At 44.0% G+C, this 20,370-nt stretch carries 12 protein-coding genes; 10 read left to right on the top strand and 2 right to left on the bottom strand.

Annotated elements, in window-relative coordinates:
• Positions 1-30 precede the first annotated feature (30 nt).
• From IEV61_RS18635 to IEV61_RS18620, 4 genes are all read left to right on the top strand, one after another.
• Positions 31-753, top strand: a complete 723-nt coding sequence (locus IEV61_RS18635; protein WP_188418570.1) for a hypothetical protein — start codon at positions 31-33, stop codon at positions 751-753.
• 45 nt (positions 754-798) lie between these two features.
• Positions 799-2,436, top strand: coding sequence for a TldD/PmbA family protein (locus IEV61_RS18630; RefSeq protein WP_229747209.1), 1,638 nt, complete (start codon positions 799-801; stop codon positions 2,434-2,436).
• Positions 2,437-2,697: 261 nt separating this feature from the next.
• Positions 2,698-4,338: a TldD/PmbA family protein gene (locus IEV61_RS18625; protein ID WP_188418569.1), complete on the top strand. Its 1,641-nt coding sequence runs from the start codon at positions 2,698-2,700 to the stop codon at positions 4,336-4,338.
• Positions 4,339-4,346: 8 nt separating this feature from the next.
• A complete protein-coding gene (locus IEV61_RS18620) occupies positions 4,347-5,684 on the top strand; it encodes a TldD/PmbA family protein (RefSeq protein ID WP_229747208.1) in 1,338 nt (445 codons plus the stop codon).
• A 274-nt stretch (positions 5,685-5,958) separates the two neighbouring features.
• On the opposite strand, the gene IEV61_RS18615 is transcribed toward IEV61_RS18620, so the two are convergent.
• Together IEV61_RS18615 and IEV61_RS18610 are read right to left on the bottom strand one after the other, a co-directional pair.
• Entirely contained in the window at positions 5,959-6,615 is a 657-nt protein-coding gene (locus IEV61_RS18615; RefSeq protein WP_188418568.1) for a hypothetical protein, read from the bottom strand.
• Between the two features lie 415 nt (positions 6,616-7,030).
• Positions 7,031-9,808 carry a substrate-binding domain-containing protein gene (locus IEV61_RS18610; RefSeq protein WP_188418567.1) on the bottom strand — a complete coding sequence of 926 codons (2,778 nt, stop codon included), beginning with the start codon at positions 9,806-9,808 and terminating at the stop codon, positions 7,031-7,033.
• A gap of 317 nt (positions 9,809-10,125) precedes the next feature.
• Between IEV61_RS18610 and IEV61_RS18605 the strand changes: the two genes are divergently transcribed.
• The 6 genes from IEV61_RS18605 to IEV61_RS18580 all read left to right on the top strand — a co-directional run bounded on the left by IEV61_RS18605 (position 10,126) and on the right by IEV61_RS18580 (position 20,369).
• The gene (locus tag IEV61_RS18605) at positions 10,126-11,454 is read left to right on the top strand and encodes a sugar porter family MFS transporter (RefSeq protein ID WP_188418566.1); all 1,329 of its coding nucleotides are present in this window, start codon (positions 10,126-10,128) and stop codon (positions 11,452-11,454) included.
• Positions 11,455-11,464: 10 nt separating this feature from the next.
• A complete protein-coding gene (locus tag IEV61_RS18600; RefSeq protein ID WP_188418565.1) occupies positions 11,465-12,394 on the top strand; it encodes a carbohydrate kinase family protein in 930 nt (309 codons plus the stop codon).
• Positions 12,395-12,547: 153 nt separating this feature from the next.
• Positions 12,548-15,622 (top strand): SusC/RagA family TonB-linked outer membrane protein, encoded by a 3,075-nt coding sequence (locus tag IEV61_RS18595; RefSeq protein ID WP_229747207.1) that lies wholly within the window; start codon positions 12,548-12,550, stop codon positions 15,620-15,622.
• A gap of 19 nt (positions 15,623-15,641) precedes the next feature.
• Positions 15,642-17,339 carry a RagB/SusD family nutrient uptake outer membrane protein gene (locus IEV61_RS18590; protein ID WP_188418564.1) on the top strand — a complete coding sequence of 566 codons (1,698 nt, stop codon included), beginning with the start codon at positions 15,642-15,644 and terminating at the stop codon, positions 17,337-17,339.
• An 18-nt stretch (positions 17,340-17,357) separates the two neighbouring features.
• Positions 17,358-18,752, top strand: a complete 1,395-nt coding sequence (locus IEV61_RS18585; RefSeq protein ID WP_188418563.1) for a DUF4960 domain-containing protein — start codon at positions 17,358-17,360, stop codon at positions 18,750-18,752.
• Between the two features lie 57 nt (positions 18,753-18,809).
• Entirely contained in the window at positions 18,810-20,369 is a 1,560-nt protein-coding gene (locus tag IEV61_RS18580) for a glycoside hydrolase family 32 protein (RefSeq protein WP_188418562.1), read from the top strand.
• Position 20,370: the final 1 nt, after the last annotated feature.

Raw genomic sequence — 20,370 nt, 5'->3', positions numbered from 1 at the left:
CTGATATTTATAAACTGTGTAATTTGGGCTATGCCTAAATTCATAATGGTTTACTTCCTGCTTTGCTTGTCGGCAGGTTCGGCTTACAGTCAGCAACTGCTAAAGGGCCGCGTGCTCGAAGATAAAACCCGCGTTGGCTTAACTGCCATTAATATTCAAAACCTAAACACCAAACAAACTACCGTTAGCGATAACAAAGGCAACTTTGTTATCAAAGCCAGTTTGAACGATATCCTCCTGTTCAAAGGATTTGCTTACCAAAACGATACTTTAATAGTAACCAAACTTAACAGCTTTGAGGTATTTATGCTGCCGCAGGAACACATGCTGAAAGACGTTAAGGTAACCAGTATGGATGGCCCGAGCATGGCCATTTATGATCCTAATTTTCACGGACAAACCACCAATTATCAAACCGATAAAAACGGAAATTTTAAAGGTGGCGTAAACTTCCGCTTTTGGTATTGGAAAAAGGATGAGCATAAAAGAGACAAGCTGAAGAAAATGCTGCAGGACGAACAAACCTATGTTGAAATAGCCAAAGCCTTTAGTCCTAAAAATGTGGCCAACTTTGTGCCGCTCAAAGGTGTTGAACTGGACAACTTTATTAAAGTTTATACGCCGTCTATCAAGGTCTACAAAGCCAACAATTTTAACATGGCCGATTACCTGAACGCTTGCTATAAAAAGTTTATGCTGCTGCCACCTGAAAAGCGACAAATTTTGCCTGATTCTGCCGTGTTTAACCAGTAAATATTGATTGCATATTGCTATATTACGCAATCAATTACTACTGCTTTGAAAAGGAAAGATTTTTTATACTTAACCGGTATAGGTGTGGGCGCAACCTTTTTACAGGGTATGCCTACCATGGCATCGCCGGTGGTACCGGGTACGGTTTTACAGCCGGTTGATGTAGCTATCAAAAAGCGAATGGCCGATGTTGCCCTCAACGCTGCCAAAAGCAAAGGTGCTACTTACGCCGATGTGCGCCTGGGTCGTTACCTCAACCAATCTATCAGCACCCGCGAAACCCGCGTGCAAAACATTGCCAGTGCCGAAAGTTATGGCATGGGCGTACGCGTTTTGGCCAACGGCTGCTGGGGCTTTGCCGCTACCGATAGGCTGGATAACGACAGCATTGCCCGTGCTGCCCAACTGGCCGTGCAAATAGCCAAGGAAAACGCCCGACTGCAATCGGAACCCGTTCAACTGGCCCCGCAAAAAGGCTACGGCGAAGTAAGCTGGAAAACCCCTATCGAAAAGAATGCTTTTGAAGTGCCTATTAAAGATAAGGTAGATCTGCTGCTGGCCGCTAACAATGTAGCTTTAAAAGCCGGTGCTACTTTCATCAGCAATAACCTGTTCATGATCAACGAGCAGAAATATTTTGCATCTACCGAAGGTTCTTACATCGATCAGGACATTCACCGCATGTGGCCTTCGTTTACCCTTACCAAAACTGATCCTAAAAATGGCGGTTACGAAACCCGTAACTCCTTAAGCGCACCAGTAGGTATGGGTTATGAATATTTGATTCCTGATGAAAAGGAAAAGATCCAAGGCATATTTCCTATTTACAAAAAACGGTACGATATGCTAGAGGATGTGCGCATAGGCACTGCCCAGTTAGAAGAAAAGCTGAAAGCCAAACCTGTAGAACCGGGTAAGTACGACCTGATTCTTGATCCTACTAACTTGTTCCTTACCATTCACGAGTCGGTTGGTCATCCTACCGAGTTAGACCGCGTGCTGGGTTACGAGGCCAATTACGCAGGCACCAGCTTTTTAACGCTGGATAAATGGGAATCAAAAAAGTTCCAGTTCGGTAGTCCCATTGTGAATTTTAAAGGAGAAAAAACACGCCCGGGTTCGCTTGGGGCAGTGGGTTACGACGATGAAGGTGTTAAAGCTGGTGAGTGGGATATTATAAAAGATGGCGTACTGGTTAATTACCAGGCCACGCGCGATCAGGCCCATATTTTAGGCTTAAAAGAATCGCAAGGCTGCTGTTATGCCCAAACCTGGAGCGATGTACAGTTTCAGCGCATGCCCAACGTAAGCTTGCAACCCGGAAAGGCGCCGCTTAAACCTGCTGATATGATCAAGAACACCGAAAAAGGCTTGTACATGTTTGGCCGTAATTCTTACTCTATAGACCAGCAGCGGTATAACTTCCAGTTCAGCAGCCAGCTATGCTACGAAATTAAAGAAGGCAAGGTAGTAGGCATGGTAAAGGGCGCTGCCTACCAAGCCAACACCCAGGAGTTTTGGAACTCCTGCGCGGCTATTTGCGATGAAAGCGATTTCCGCATGGGCGGCTCCTTCTTTGATGGCAAAGGCCAGCCCAGCCAGGTAAGCGCCGTATCGCACGGTTGCTCAACTGCTAAGTTCGATAAAGTAAATGTGATTAATACGAGCCGGAGATTGGGTTAGGCTATGGAAAAGTTCCCTCCCTCGGGAGGGCAGGGAGGGGTTTAACAAGCGGCAAAACCCCTCCCTGCCAACACACAACCAGCCGCACCCCTCCCCAAGGGAGGGAATGTAAGAGATTAATGTAAAAAGTTCCCTCCCTCGGGAGGGCAGGGAGGGGTTAACAAAGCGGCAAAAGCCCTCCCTGCTAATACACTAAGCCAGCCGTACCCCTCCCAAGGAGGGAATTATTGAAAATGAAACAACTCAACTAACCAACCAACATTGAACAGAAAAAACTTCCTCTACCTCACCGGCATGGGTTTCGGTGGGGCTATGCTGAGCCAGATCCCGGTATTTGGTTCGCCTATTGCGCCCGAGGCGGCATTGCAGGGTGGTGTTGATGTGGCTTTGAAAAAGCGCATGGCCGATGTAGTGCTCAACGCAGCACGTTCCAAAGGCGCCACCTACACCGATTGCCGTATTGGCCGTTACCTGAACCAGTATGTAGTTACCCGCGAAGACAAGGTGCAAAATGTGGTAAACACCGAAAGCTACGGCATGGGTATCCGTGTGATAGCCAACGGCTGCTGGGGCTTTGCCGCTACCGATAAGCTGGACAATGACAGTATTGCCAAGGCCGCTGCCCAGGCGGTAGCCATAGCTAAAGAAAATGCCCGCCTGCAAACCGAGCCGGTACAACTGCTGCCGCAAAAAGGCTATGGCGAGGTGAGCTGGAAAGCCCCCATTGAGCGTAACGCATTTGAAGTGCCGGTGAAAGAAAAGGTAGATCTGCTATTATCGGTAAATGATGCCGCCCTAAAAGCAGGGGCCAATTACGTAAACTCTATCATGTTTTTGGTAAATGAGCAAAAGTATTTTGCCTCTACCGACGGCTCTTACATTGATCAGGATGTGCACCGCATTTGGCCGGTTTTTGGCGTAACCAAAATAGATGCCAAGACAGGTAAGTTCGAAACGCGCCAATCGTTAAGCTCGCCGCGGGGTATGGGTTATGAGTATGTTATGCCGCGCGAAAGCGACAAAATTAAAGGCATGCCCACCACCTTGTATCGCGATCGCTACGATATGCTGGAAGATGCCCGTGCTGCCGCTACGCAGGCCGGAGAAAAGCTGAAAGCGAAGTCGGTAGAAGCGGGTAAGTATGATTTGATCCTTGATCCATCGCACCTGTGGCTCACCATTCATGAGTCGGTAGGGCACCCTTCCGAACTCGACCGTGTGCTGGGTTATGAAGCCAACTTTGCCGGTACCAGCTTTTTAACGCTGGATAAATGGGAATCTAAAAAGTTCAAGTTCGGCAGTGATAAAGTGAACATTGTGGCCGATAAACTGCAGCCCGGCTCCTTAGGTGCCGTAGGATACGATGATGAGGGCGTGGCCACCAAGCAATGGGATATTATTAAAGACGGGGTTTTGGTGAACTACCAGTCTATCCGCGACCAGGGGCACATCATCGGACTCAAAGAATCCCAAGGTTGCTGCTATGCCGATAACTGGAGCAGTGTGCAATTTCAGCGCATGCCTAATATCAGCCTGCAACCGGGCAAAGAGGCACTTAAAGTAGCCGATATGATCAAAAATACCGAAAAGGGTATTTATATTATTGGCGACAGTTCCTTTTCTATCGATCAGCAACGTTACAATTTCCAGTTTAGCGGACAACTCTACTACGAGATTAAGAACGGGCAAATTGTAGGTATGCTGAACGATGTGGCCTATCAATCTAACACCCAGGAATTCTGGAACAGCTGCTCGGCCGTGGCCGACAAGAGCGATTACCGCTTGGGCGGTTCGTTCTTTGATGGCAAGGGGCAGCCGCAGCAAGTAAGCGCCGTATCGCACGGCTCATCCACAGCACGTTTTAACGGAGTAAACATTATTAACACAGCACGCAAAATCTAAAATATATCATGGCTATATTAACCGAAGAACAAGCACGCGCTCTACTAAAAAAAGCGCTCAGCTACTCCAAAGCCGAACAATGCGAAATTAATTTAAACGGGGGCGACTCCTCCAACATACGCTACGCCCGCAACTCGGTATCTACCAGCGGCGGCATCAGCCGTAACAGCTTGGTAGTTTCCTCGGCCTTTGGCAAAAAAGTAGGCACCGCTACCATTAACGAGTTCGACGACGCCTCGTTAGAAAAGGTAGTACGCCGTTCGGAAGAACTGGCCCAACTGGCACCTGAGAACCCCGAGTTTATGCCCTTTTTAGGTCCGCAAACTTATGGCCCACCCAGCAAAACCTTTGTGCCCGAAACGGCGGCTTTAGACCCAAAGAAACGTGCCGATATGGTACAGGCCAGCTTACAGGTAGCTAAAGATGCTAACCTCACCGCGGCCGGATTTTTAGAGAACAGTACCGGCTATTCGGCCATGATGAATTCCAAAGGCCTGTTTGCCTACAATACATCAACAGATGTAAACTTTTCGGTAACGCTGCGTACGGCAGATGGCAAAGGATCGGGCTATGCCACCAAGGCTTATAATGATGTAAGTAAAATGGATACGCTGGCTTTCTCTAAAATTGCCGCTAAAAAAGCAACAGGATCGGCTACCGCTAAGGCTTTGGAGCCGGGTAAATACACGGTAATTTTAGAACCTGCTGCTGGTATAGTTTTGTTGGAGCAATTGTACGGCAGCCTTGATGCCCGTAGTGCCGATGAAGGCCGCAGCTTCTTGAGCAAACCCGGTGGTAAAACGCGCCTGGGCGAGCAACTGGTAGACCCGCGCGTAAACATATACTCCGATCCATTTAACCCCGAACTGCCTACCAGCGTATGGAACGGTGACGGCCAACCACAAAACCGCGTAAGCTGGATAGAGAAGGGTGTAGTAAAAAATATGAGTTACTCGCGCTACTGGGCCGAAAAGAAAGGCGTTAAACCTTTGCCCGGCGCAGATGCCATTATTATGGAAGGCGGTACCCAATCATTAGAAGAACTCATTAAAGGCACCGAGAAAGGTATTTTGGTTACCAGATTATGGTACATACGCCCGGTGGACCCGCAAACGTTATTGTACACAGGACTAACCCGCGATGGCACTTTTTACATCGAGAACGGTCAGATCAAGTTCCCGGTAAAGAATTTTCGCTTTAACGAAAGCCCGGTCATTATGCTCAACAACCTGGAAGTCTTAGGCAAAAGTGAACGCACCGTAAGTGGCGAAAGTGGTCAGAATGCTTTGATACCACCTATGAAGATCAGGGACTTTACCTTTAGTTCGTTGTCGGATGCCGTTTAGGTAAACTTCAATGAAAAATTAAAAGTCTCAAATCATTAAATTTGAGGCTTTTAATTTTATCGTTATATGGTCAAAATTTTGCTTGAAGAAAGTACCAGACCAACTGCATTTGTGCAGATCTTTGTACGGAAGGTGATGCTTTTGCGCCATTACTACCCACTTTTTGAGTGGTATGCAGAACGCAGTTCCTGCAACTTAACGAACAGTAGCGAGACCCGTAAGAATTTGTTAAACAGTACAGAAGGTTTATCAGCTGAGCACCAGAGCAGGGTTATTACATTTTTCCGCCCTTTTTCAAACCATCTATGATGATACTTGAATAATTGGTGTCGCCTCCTATGGGTAAATCTATTGTGCAATTACTGAAATCCTTGCTCCACTTCACTACAGGCTGCCCGGTTCTATTTAGGCTGTTAATGGTTATAGCAACCTTATTAGCGATCGGTCTCCATCCCGCAGAAACCCCTACGCCTCGTTCAGGATTTAAAAACTCACCTATAGTGGTTAGTGTGGTCATGCCGAGTTCGTAGCTATTATCTGTTAATTTAATTCCACGTGCGTTTAGCGTGATATGCAATTTGCCCGAAATTTTAGCAATTTCTTTAGCACATGCAGCTTTTTGTTCAGCTGTTGTATTTACGGATGTTTTTTCTGCTGAATTTAATATATCAGTGCCGTAAACTTTATCATAATACTTACCTAAGTACGAACTTAAGTAAGAAAAAGTTGAAATGTCGAAAGAGCGCTTATCAGACTTAATCCTGGTAAACATTTCCGGTGGGCCATTAACAGTAACACTTTCTTGTATAACCTTAGCCCTTGCCCAGTTATAATTTTGTTCAAGTGTTTGAACAATATCGGCAGTTGTTTGCGCCTTTGTACAAAAAGGCGTGGCTATAAAAAATACAGCACAAAATAATAATAGTCTCATTTCTTGGTTTTTTAATAGATGATTTTTTAATAAATATTTGGAGCCTGAATACTTCTAAATTTTAATTTATTTCTTGGCATAAATTAATTTAATCTCAATCTGCCTGTTTTACGGTATAGCAACGTCAATAATTGCCTATTGTTTAATAATAGTCAGTTCAAACGTAATTATTTCTTGGGAATTTAATTAAATGCTCAGCGTAAGGTATACAAAAGCTTTTTGAGATATACCATCGGTTCTTGTAATTATCTGTATTAGCCATCCAGATAAACTCGATAGAAGGTGTTGTTGATAGTTTGAAATATGAAAACTATCGAACCTCATTCAAGAATAGGGATGGTGTGCTGTTCTTCAATTGATTAAAAACAATTGGATCGAAGAAAGGGGACAAAACACGGGTGGTAGGAACTGATCACTAACATTGTTGCTTCCTGAATTCAGAAGGTGTACATCCGTACTTGGATTTAAATACTGTTGAGAAATAGTTGGGGTTTGAGAAGCCAATTTCATAAGTAATTTCAGCTATGGTGAGTTCTCCATTGCTTAATAACTGCTTCGCTCTCTTGAGTCTTCTATTTACAATATAGTCTGAAACACTACAACCTAATAGGGCTTTTACTTTACGATAGACCTGCACACGGGAGATTCCTAACAAAGTGCAAATCTCATCTACCCCAAACCTTTCATTAGATAAATTTTGTTCTACAATTCCTATAAAATCATTTACAAACTTTTTATCCAGCGTTTTTGGCAAAGGTAACTTCTCTGTCAGGTCGGTTGCGGCCGTGAAGTGCTCTTTAAGTTTTACACGATTTTTGATGAGGCCTTGTATGCGGGCTATTAAATAATCGAGATTGAAAGGCTTAGTCATATAAGCATCAGCCATGGCGTTAATTCCCGAAATTTGTTGCTCCACACTGTTTTGAGCGGTAAGTAGAATTAGTGGTATATGTGAAGTTCTGAAATCTGACTTGATCTTCTCACAAAGCCCTTTACCTGAAAGTTCAGGCAGTACAACGTCTGAAATGATCAGATCAGGAACCCGCTCAATAGCTTCATTAAGCGCTGACATGCCATTTACTGCGGTGTAAATTTCGTAGTGTTCACTCAACTTTTCTTCCAGGTAATTTAACAAATCAGGGTTGTCTTCTACCACCAGCACAGAATGTTCTTTAGGTTTACTAAATCCACCTGAAGTTGTTTTTGAAGAAATTTTTTCTAAATCAACAGTATAGGGTTTTGAGCGTTCATTTAAATCCGGAATTGATACTTCCGGGCGACTGATTTCGGCCGTGTTAAAGTGCTTATTCCCTGCAGGCAGCACTACCGTAAAGGCTGTACGCTTCCACCTTTCACTTATCAAATCAATTCGGCCATGATGCAGTGCTACTATTTCCTTCGATAGCGCGAGCCCAATGCCAGATCCCAATGTTGGCGTGTGGTCTGCTTGGTAAAACTGGTCAAAAACCCGCTCGGTTTCATCTTTGGTCATACCAATCCCGTTGTCTTCAATTTCTACTAAAACCTCCTGGTTGTTGCCTTGTTTTATAGAAATCCTCACCGTTCCTTTTTCATTGGTGAACTTCAGTGCATTTGCGATCAAATTAAAAAATACCTTATCCAGCATTCGGGGATCAAACCATAATTTGATCTGTTTGCTTTCTGACGTTATTATGAAATTTATGTTGAGCCGCTGTGCCTGGTGTCTGAAATATTCAGCTATCTCCCTTACATAAGTAACAATATCGTTTTCTGAAACCCGTATTTGCTGCTTATCATATTCCAGTTTACGGTAATCCAAAAGCTCATTTACCAAACTTAATAACCTGAAAGCGTTTTGATGTATAATTTTAAGAGCCTTACCACTTGTTTTGACCAGCTTCTCGTCCTTAAGCATTTCATCAATGGGCGATAGTATCAGGGTAAGAGGAGTGCGAAACTCATGCGAAATGTTAGTGAAGAAATTAAACTTAGCCTCATTAGCTACTTCTGCCTTAGCCGACATTTCAACAAGTTGATTACGTTGGGCTAATATTTCCTCATTTTTTGCTTCTAAACTTTTGTTTGCCTTGCGGTTTTCTACCAGCGAAAAAAAAGCAAGCCCTCCAAAAATAATAGCAAGCACCAGGGTAATCACCATGATATTCAATATGATTTTTTGATCGTTATAAATAACCCGCTGTTCTTGCAGCAAACTTTGCTGCTTATCAATATCGTGTTGCTGGCTGTTTATGCGGCTCCATTGCATTTTCATGAGTTGCACGTTAGAGGAATCAATAACCAGAGATTGCAAAATATTTTCCTTGATAAAAGTAGATTTGCTCAGTATCTGGAATGCTGTAGCAATCGCTTCTTTTCCGCCGGTAGGATAAAGCAGGCTTGCATTAAGTACGCCGTCTGCCACCATCTGTAAACCCCCGCCTTGTCCCGGCAATGCATCAACTCCTATAACCTTGATGTTTTTAGAACGGTTTAGCTTATTCAGATAAAAGCGCGCACCTGACGCCATAACATCATTGTGCGCAAACACATAGTTAACGCTGGATAGTTGTGGCTTTATTTGCGACAACTGTTCAATAGCGTTATTTTTTAGCCAATCTCCAAACACTTTGGCCTCAATTTTTACATGATGGTGTCCTGCTATGCCATCTTTAAACCCTCTTTCGCGCTCAATGGCAGGAGACGATCCGGGAAGCCCCATAATCTCAATAACATTGACCGGAACTTTTGACAGGGTAGAAATATATTCACCAGCCATTCTTCCCAACTGATAATTATCGGCCCCTACATAAGCTGTATATTGATTAGAGGTGGTCTTGCGGTCAAGTACTACTACGGGTATTCCCTTACTGTAAACTTCTTCAACGATGGGTGTTAACGGTTGGGCCTCGTTAGGCGAAATAATTAAAAGATCGATGCCTTGGTTAAGCATTTCCTTTACCTGGCTAATTTGTTTATTGCTATTACCACCTGCATCCTTGTAAATGAAACCAGCCGCAGGGTGTAAAGACAGTTCCATTTGCATTTCCTGCAACATGGTTTTACGCCATAGGTCTGACCCTACACATTGGGAAAACCCAATGGTAAAATCCGCTTTTTTTTTGCTGTTGCTGCACCCTGAAACTATGAACAACAGGATAAGAAATACCAACTTGCGGTAGTAACTCACCCAATTTATGGTATGTAAAAGCATAGTAAAAAATCCTTACTGCGGTTGGTTTATAATCGATGCATGAAGGCAGTAGTTCAAATTTAACTAAAGCGGTTCCAAAATCAAATTAACTGTTGCATTGAAACTGTGGCATCCTCATGCTAAATGATACATAACTATAGATTGATGTAACCTGATCGAAGATTTAGCAGCTGTAAATTTGATAAAAAAATTTTATTATACTCATTGTCAATTACTTATAAAAATTCAATTTTAGTAGAGAAATTTGATACAAAATTTAAGAGCCCCCACAGTATTGCTCACGATATTCGGAAGGTAAACCAATTATACTTTTATTTATGAGGAAACATTCTGTGTTGGCCTGGTCTATGGTCGTGGCCCTGGGTGGCTTTTTGTTTGGCTTTGATACTGCTGTTATTTCAGGGGCCGAAAAGTCTATACAGCAATTTTGGGGATTATCGGTATTTGAGCACGGGTTAACCATATCTATTGCCTTAATAGGAACAGTTATTGGCTCATTGTTGGGTTCTAAACCTTCCGATAAATTTGGGCGTAAGAATACTTTGTACTTTGTTGCCCTGGCTTACCTGCTATCTTCTATTGGTACGGCACTGGCAGATAATTGGTATATATTTTTAGCTTTCAGGTTTTTGGGCGGGCTTGGGGTAGGCACCTCTTCAGTAACGGCACCTATTTACATTTCCGAAGTGTCGCCGGCAGACCGTCGTGGTCGCTTAGTAGGGCTTTTTCAGTTCAATGTGGTATTGGGTATACTAATATCCTATCTTTCTAATTACCTTATTGGTCAGGGTGGTGAAACTTCATGGCGCTGGATGCTCGGTGTACAGGCTTTCCCTTCTTTGTTATTTATTATCCTGATTCGCTTTATTCCGGAGAGTCCGCGCTGGCTAATTTTAAAGAAAGGGAATCTTGTACGCGCTTTGGAAATATTGCGGGTGATCAATCCGCTCAACTGCGATCAGGAACTGGCCGCTATTCAACAGTCAAACCTCACTACGCCAGATAGCAAAAGTACCAGTCTTTTTTCGGGGCAGTATAAAGCACCGGTCATTTTAGCGGTCTTGTTTGCCTTCTTCAACCAGGTATCAGGAATTAACGCCATTATTTATTATGCACCCCGCATATTTGAAATGGCTGGGTTAGGAGCGCATTCGTCTTTGCTATCTACCGTAGGCATTGGTTTGATCAATTTTATATTTACCCTGGTTGCTATAAACGTAATTGATAAAGTAGGTAGGCGTTTGCTGATGCTCATTGGCTCGGTAGGGTTAATAGCGTCGCTGTTTTTAGTGGGTATAACCTTTTACTCCGGGCAATTCAGTGGTTTTGCTATACCCGTGTATGTAATGGTCTTCATCGCTTTCTTCGCCTTTTCACAGGGTGCGGTCATCTGGGTGTTCATATCGGAGATCTTTCCTAATGAGGTACGTGCAAAAGGACAAACGCTGGGAAGCTCCACACACTGGATCATGGCTGCATTAATAGCGTTCAGCTTTCCTTACCTGGCCGAAAAATTAGGGGGGGCAACAACCTTCTTTTTCTTCGCAACTATGATGGTATTGCAACTAATTTTTGTTTGGCGCATGATGCCGGAAACCAAAGGCCGCTCATTAGAATCAATTGGCGATAACTTAATTATGCACTAAAATGGAGCAGATGAAAAGAAGCCATACACCTAAAGTCGTTTGTTTCGGGGAAATCCTTTGGGATGTTTTGCCCGATGTACGTAACCCGGGCGGCGCGCCTATGAATGTAGCCTATCATTTAAACAAGTTAGGCATAGCGGTTGATTTGCTAAGCAGCGTTGGGTATGACCAGGCGGGTGATGATCTGATCGCCTTTCTGCAATCGGGCGGTATATCGTCAACTTTGGTGCAGCGTAGTTCAGTATATGCTACGAGTGAGGTATTAGCACGAATTTCGGAAAACCATGAAGTGACCTATGACATTGTAAAACCTGTAGCCTGGGATCAGATAAATTATACTGTAGAGATGGGCAAGGCTGTAGCACAAGCTGATGCTATTGTTTTCGGTAGCCTGAGCGCCCGTGAACAAGTGACCAGGAAAACGCTGTATAGCCTTATCGAGTCTGCCCGTTACCGGGTTTTTGATGTGAACCTTCGCGCTCCGCATTACTCGGATGAAATTATCATTGATCTTTTAAAAAAGGCCGACATGGTAAAATTAAACCTGTCAGAACTGTTGCTGATCGTCCGATGGTTATCAACTGTACAAATTACTGATGAAGTACAGGCAGTGGAGCTTTTATTCAGCCGATTTGAAATTCAAGAGGTGTTAATAACCAAGGGAGGCAAAGGCGCAACTTATTATTCAAGGCAAATTAGGTATGATTACCCTACCTATGCTATTGAGGTGGCTGATACTATTGGGTCGGGTGATGCTTTTTTAGCCGCTTTTTTGGCGATGAAATTGGCCGGTGAGCCCTTGGAAGTGATTTTGGATTATGCGGTAGCCATGGGGGCTTTCATTACCTCTCAATCTGGCGCATGCCCCAACTACTCTAAATTTGATCTGGAAAGATTCATTTGGAAGAAGAAGTACATGGATTTTGCATCGGCATCCTGATCATCGTTTTGTAGCTAAAAAACTAACCAATTAACTTAATATACTTTACGCAACATTACGACTGCTCGTAAAGACTAATAACCAATAACCAATAACCAAGGCTAACCACCTTCCCTAATAACCAAATTATTAACCATTTAACATGAGATTAAATTGAAAAATTTTCTACTAATCCTATTATTGCCTTGCTTTTTCCTGAAAGCCAGTGCTCAAAACACCTTTAAGGTAACCGGAAAGGTTACCGATGCTAAAGGGGAACCCTTGGTGGGTGTAAATATCACGGTCAAGGGCACAACCTCGGGTACCTCAAGTGATGTAAACGGGAAATATTCCCTTACTACACCCGAAATAAATGCGGTACTTGTTTTCAGTTACATTGGTTTCAACAGCCAGGAGCTCAACTTGGGTGGCCGTACACAATTGGATGTGATCCTGGAAGCTTCTGCAAAATCACTAAACGAAGTAGTGGTGACAGGATACCAAACAGAGCGAAAAAAGGACCTCACTGGTTCGGTAGCTATAGCTAATGTGGGTGAGATGAAAAAGCAGGTGGTGGCTAACCCAATTAAGGCGCTGCAGGGGCAAATTGCCGGCGTGTTAATTACCGGAAACGGAGCTCCCAGTTCCCCAACCACGGTACGGATCAGGGGTATTGGAACGTTAAACAATAACGACCCTTTGTACATTATTGATGGTGTGCCTACCAAGGCCGGTATGCATGAGCTTAATTCTGCCGATATTGAGTCTATTCAAGTCTTAAAAAGCGCAGCAGCAGCCAGTATCTATGGATCCCGTGCTGCCAATGGCGTAATCATCGTAACTACCAAGCATGGCAAGAACGGCGTTATGCAGGCTAATGTTAATGCTTATACCGCCCTTTCTACCTATAACAGGCGGATAGATATGCTGGATGCACAGGGCTACGGCCGTACACTATGGCAAGCTTATGTGAACAGTGGTTTTGATCCTAACTCTAACGGGCTGCGTTACCAGTTTAACTGGAATGTAGATCCTGTAAGCAATCAGCCGGTGCTCAACAACGTTATGGTGGCCGAATACCTGGATAATGCCCACACGCTTAAATCAGCGAACACGGATTGGTTTAAAGAGATCTCACGCGTTGGTGTGACCCAAAATTACGATGCCCAGGTATCTAACGGGACCCCTAATGGCAACTACTTGTTATCCCTAGGTTATTTCGATAATCAGGGTATTTTGAAGACCACTAATTTCAACCGCATTTCGGCCAGGTTAAACTCAGACTACAAAATGTTTGGCGGAGCGCTTACTTTCGGGCAAAACTTGAGTTTAACCAAAACCCGCGAAGTAGCTGCCGATATCATTAACTCTGCAATACAGGCATTGCCTATTATTCCTGTACATACGGTAGATGGTATGGGCTGGGGAGGACCGGTTGACGGAATGAATGACCGCCAGAACCCGGCAAGGATATTGAGCGATAACCAACAGAATAATTACGATTACCTGCGCTTATTCGGCAATTTCTTTGCAGAGGCCAAGCTGGCTAAAGGCCTTGCCGTACGATCTAATGTCGGCATCGATTACGGCGATTATACCGCCCGTAACTGGCAGAAAAAATATCAAAGTGGTTACCTGGTGAACGATGTTAATAAGGTCATTAATACCCAAACACACAATGTAAAGCTGACCTGGACCAATACCGTAAACTATGACCTGGTGAAAAACAACCACCGCCTTAATGCAGTGGCAGGAACTGAGTTTTACAGTGATAAAACCACTTCCTTCATGGCATCAAGGGAGGGTTTTGTGTTGGAAGACCCAGACTATATGTACCTGGATGCTGGTACAGGCATTAAGGATAACAGTGGTTATGGCGCCAAAAATACTTTATTCTCCTACTTTAGCAAGGCCAATTATTCTTACCTGGACAGATACCTGTTTTCGGCTACCATTCGTTTCGATGGTTCATCAAGATTTGGGCAAAATAATAAGTTTGGAACATTTCCTGCTTTTTCGGCCGGGTGGAGGATCAGCGAAGAGCCCTTCTTTAAAAAACAAACGAAGATTTTTGATGAGTTGAAACTCCGTGCAGACTGGGGTAAAACGGGCAATCAGGAAATTAACAATAATGCCATTTATAACATCTATTTATCTAACTACAATCTTACTGCTTATGATATTAATGGGGCAAAAAGCGGTGTGTTGCCATCCGGTTATTACCTGTCGCAAAATGCTAATCCTAACCTAAAATGGGAAGCAACTACAATGTCAAATGTTGGGCTGGATTTTTCCCTGTTTAATCAAAAGCTTTATGGTACGGTAGAATATTATGTTAAAAAGACTTCCGATATTTTGCTGTTGCCACCTTATATAGGGGTTTTGGGTGAAGGTGGTAACACCTGGGTAAATGGTGCATCCATGCAGAATAATGGATTTGAATTGAGCCTCGGCCATCGCAGCAAGATTGGGAAGGATTGGAGTATAGATCTCAACGGAAACTTTGATGTGGTTCGAAATAAAGTAACCAAGCTGCCAAGTGAAGTAGTAAACGCCTACGGCGGCGATGGCAGAGGGCAGAATATTCTTGGACGTACGTTTGGTTCATTCTTTGGATATGTGGCCGATGGCTTGTTCCAGAATCAGCAGGAAGTCAATGAATCGGCTGCACAACCAAGTAAGGGCTTGGGGCGCATTCGCTACCGCGATCTGAACAATGACGGGGTGATCAACGACTATGACCGCACCTGGATCGGCAATCCATTGCCAAAGTTTACCTATGGGTTTAATGCTTCTATCAATTATAAAAAATTCGATCTGTCCTTCCTGTTACAAGGCTTAGGTTCGGTAGATGTACGTAATGAAGCCAAATTATTTACAGATTTTTGGAGTGCAACAGAATCTTCTTCTAATAAAGGAGCCCGTTTGTTGAATGCATGGTCGCCGACCAATACAGGCTCCACTATTCCGGCAGTGTCACTTACCGACGATAACTTTGAAGCAAGACCATCTACTTACTTTATAGAGAATGGTGCTTACCTCAAATTGCGTAACCTGCAGGTTGGGTACACCTTCGGAACTTCACTGCTATCTAAAATCAAAGTGAAATCATTAAGGGTTTATGCCGGTGGCGATAACCTGGCTATCCTGTATAAATCCAAGTCGTTTACCGGTTTAGATCCTGAAACACCTGCTTTCGGTTACCCTAATCCACTGGTGGTAACCGCCGGACTTAATCTGAAATTTTAACCATTAGAACCAAAAAGTAATGAAAAGATATTTATACAGAATGGCTTTACTGACACTGCTATTTACTTCATGTAGTAAAGCTTTGGAAGTAAACCCAAAAGGCACCCTGAACGAAGACCAGGTGGCCACACCTGAACAAGCCGAAGGCTTTGTAATTGCTGCTTACTCGCAGCTGGGCAATGATGAAATTAACCGGGCCTTTAGTATGTACCAGTACGGGAACGTACGTGCAGATGATGCTTACAAAGGCGGTGGCGGCATTAGTGATGGTGATGTTTTCCATGCCATGGAAATATTTACGACATCACGCCCCGACCAATGGAATTACGATGGTATCTGGTTCAATATTTACGTAGGTATACGCAGGGCAAACGAAGGATTACGCGTATTAAATAAATTTACGGAGGCACAAATGCCCTTGTTAAACACAAGAAAAGCAGAATTACGCTTTTTAAGAGGCTACTGGTACCTTATGGTGGAAAATTTGTTTAAGAACATTCCTTACATCGATGAAAACCTGCCTTCTGATGATTACAAGCTGGAGCCCAATAATAAATATACGCGCGATCAGATACTGGATAAGATTGCTGCTGATTTTGAATTTGCAGCAAATACCCTTCCGGCAACACAAAGTCAGATTGGCCGTGCCAATAAATATGCTGCTTATGCTTTCTTGGCTAAAACCCGTTTATTCCAGGCTTACAAACAGGATGAAAAGCATAATGTAACCAGTATTGATGCCCAAAAATTGCAACAGGTAGTAGATGCCGCTAATGCGGTGTTGGCATCCGGCTATAAACTTCAGCCGGATTTTGGAAATAATTTTGTATCCGGCAGCTTTGAAAACGGTTCGGAAGCCATTATGTCCGTACAGTTTTCGAGCAATGACGGTGCAGGCCGTGGCCGTGTAAATTATGGAGACATGCTTACTGTTCCGCAAGGTATAGGTTGCTGCGACTTTCAAAAGCCATCTCAAAATTTGGCCAATGCTTATAAAACAGGCGCTAACGGGGTGCCGCTTTTAGATACCTACAGCCAGCAAAATGTTGACTATGCAAATAATACCGTTGATCCACGTCTCGATCATACCATATCACGCCCTGGTTCGCCATGGAAATACGATCCTATGCGGGTTGTAACCGAGGCCTGGAGCCGTAATATTCCCATATACGGCACTTATAATTCCATGAAAGAAAACGTTTCACCGGATTGTGATTGCTTTATTAACGTGGCTCCGTTCTTTGGAAACACCAAGGCACGGATCATGGTCAGGTTGGCCGATGTGATGTTGTTTAAAGCCGAGGCACTAATAGAATTGGGACGCCCCATGGAAGCTTTGCCAATCATTAACGAAATCCGTACCCGGGCATCAAACAGCACTTCGCGTTTGGTTAAAGCTAATGGCCAGCCCACTTCAAAGTATTATGTGCAGCCTTACACACCGGGGGTGAACATCGACTGGAACCTGGATAACGCCCGCAAAGCTTTACGGTTTGAGCGCCGCCTGGAAATGGCACTTGAGGGAGAACGCTTTTTTGACCTGGTAAGATGGGGTATTGCCGATAAGGTGATGAATGACTTTTTTAACGTAGAAAAGCCATCCAGAAGTATTTATCAGAATGCAAGGTTTACCAAAGGCCGCGATGAGTATTTACCTATTCCTCAAAACCAAATTTTTTGGAGCGAGAACCGCTACGTTCAAAACCCGGGATACTAACCCTTAACCAATTATAACATGAGAAATTATATAAGTAAGAAAATTAAGTCGTTCAGCTTGATTATTCTGGCTGTAACGGTGATGGCCGGATGCAAAAAGGATAAGGATTCCGGTTTCAATGCCAATTCGGAAGTTCAATTAACCTCCTTTGCCATTAACAACATTAAAGGCGAAATCAATCAAAATACAGGGGATATTGTATTAAATATGCCTTTTGGCACCAGTTTAAATGCTTTAACCCCTGTTATGCAAATGCCTGCGGATGCCACATCTACCCCGGCATCAAATCAGGCTTTAAACTTTACCGGAACGGTTAAATACCGCATTACCAATGGCAATGTATTTAAAGATTATAATGCTGTTGTTAAGATTATTCCCCCGGTATCCGCTTTTAAAATTAATGGTGTAAATGCAACCATTAACCATGAGGACAAGAATATTACATTGATATTGCCGGATGGTACCAATGTGTCGGCACTGTCACCGGAAATTACTTTACAATCAGGTGCAACCGTTTCACCGGCATCTGGCGTTGTGCAAAACTTTACGCAACCCGTAAACTATACGGTAACCGTTGGAAGTTCAACAGTGACTTATTCGGTGAATGTGATCAGTAACTCGGTAAGCGAATATGCTTTCCTCGGCACCTCTGCGTCACGTTCAGCCATTACTAATCCTGATGAAAAAGCAGCAGCAGACTGGTTCTTCGCCACTTATCCCACTGCTGATTATGTTTCGTTTCAAAGCATAGAGACCGGTAAAAAGCTATCGAACTATAAAGTGATTTGGTGGCATTTTGACTCCGCTCAAGACCTGCCCGCAGCAGCAGCATCGTCTACTGTGGTCAATGCTATTAAAGCTTATCGTACAGGTGGCGGAAGCTTATTACTGACAACCTTTGCCACAAAATATGTTGAAATCCTTGGCATAGTACCAGCAGGACGTGGTCCCAACAATGTATTCGGGGACTTTCCGCCAAGCGGAATTGGATCTGTGGAGGCTGGAAGTGATTGGGCTATATCCTTTAAGGGCAAGGAAAGCCATCCGGTGTTCCAGGGTCTGGAAACTTTTGAGCCCGGCAAAGCCTATTTGTTAGCAAAAGGAAGTTTTCCTTTAAATCATACTTCCTGGTGGTACATTAACGATTGGGGCGGCTACGGAACAGCAGCTGTGTGGCACGATCAAACCGGTGGTACCAATTTAGCTTCGGAAGGATGGGATAACGAACTTAATGGCAGGGCCGGTATTGCGGAGTGGCCTTCGGTGAGTAACAGCGGTAAAGTAATTATTGTAGCTTTTGGTGCCTATGACTGGTATTCGGAACCATTGAATGGCGGCAGCACTACCAACCGCTATCTCACTAACATTAAAAAGATTACCAAGAACGCAATTGATTATTTAAAAGTAAAATAACATACTATCCGGCTGAGCAATTTAACCGGACAGTATTCACCACAAAACCTGATAATTATGGTTTATAAAAAATTAATACTGGCAAGCAGTTTGGTACTCACCTTATTTGCCTGTAAAAAAGAAAGTGCTACTACTGCGGCTCTGCCGTACACTGATGAAAAATTTAACATCTATCCAAAACCCACCGTGGCTGCCAGTGCCGGCAGTACTAATCGTACAGGCTGGGTTGGTGATGTGATGCCCTACTATGTTAATAACCAGTTTGAACTGTTCTTTTTGCATGATGCAACTGACAAGGCCAAACAAAGCAGCACCGGACAGCATGATATTCATAAGTTCAGCAGTAAGGACTTGTTAAATTTTAGTTACGATGGACAGGTCATTTCTTATGGAACAGCCGCCACTCAAGATCAGTTGGTCGGTACCGGATCAATGGTTAAGGTTGGAGACACCTATTACTTTTACTATACCGGCTATAACAATACAAGCAGCTGGCTGCAAAATAACAATCCGGCCTGGGCAGGTGGCAACAGCCGCGAAGCAGTAATGTACGCTACCAGTAAAGATATGAAGAGCTGGACCAAGAAGACAAGTTTCGCTCTCCGGGCTTCGGACGGATATAGTGCCAGCGATTTCCGCGACCCTTATGTGTTTTATAACGATGAGTTTAAGGAATACTGGATGCTGGTAAGCACCCAGCAAGCGGGTAAAGGCATTATCCTGGTTTACAAGTCGGCTGATCCTGCTACGGATAACTGGCAAATCAGAGGGCCGCTAACGGTTGAAGGAAATTATCTGATGCTGGAGTGCGCCGATATTGTTAAGATCAGCGATAAATACTACCTCTTTTTTGGTGAAGACTGGAGTAATACACCTGGTACACATTATCGTGTAGCCAATTCAACTGCAGGCCCCTGGATGAAAACGGCCGACGGTAATGATATGTTTGACGGGCACCAGTTCTATGCAGGGCGTGTGGCTTCAAACGGAACAACGAATTATACATTTGGCTGGGCGCACCGCCGTAATCCGGAGAACGACAACGGCACCCGCACCTGGGGTGGCAACCTCATTTCGCATGAGTTGGTAAAACTGAGCAATGATAAACTGGGCGTAAAAAGTCCTGCTGCGGTGAAGGGTTATTTCACAAAGGAGACTGCTGCCGAAATTAAAGGCCAGGCAGGAACAGTTAAGCAAGCCGGCACGCAGTACATCCTGAGCGGTAGTCCAGCAATGGCATTGTATAAGTTCGGCAATATGGATGGCACGTCCAGGATACAAGGAGGACTGACCTTTAGTAACCTGACCGGTACAGCCTCGCTTGGATTCAACACCAAAGCAGATAACACCAGCAGCTATGTTATTAAGTTTGAACCTGCGGCCAAACGTATTGCCGCTTACAACAACGGTGTGGAAGTTACCCGCGTACCTTTTAATTTTCAGGCTGGCAAAAATTACGATTTCAGCGTAGTTGCAGATGGCTCGGTTGCTGTTTTGTATGTTAATGATGAAGTCGCTTTAACTAACCGGATCTACAGTATGAATGGCAATATGTGGAGCCTGGGTGCCGAGGGTATGGAAGTTAGTGTGAACAATTTGAAAGTGATCAAACACTAAA

Source organism: Mucilaginibacter galii (assembly GCF_014635825.1).
In the GTDB taxonomy this organism is placed as follows: Bacteria; Bacteroidota; Bacteroidia; order Sphingobacteriales; family Sphingobacteriaceae; genus Mucilaginibacter; species Mucilaginibacter galii.
Note: the sequence above shows the minus strand (reverse complement) of the source record. Positions and strands in the feature narration are given on the sequence as shown.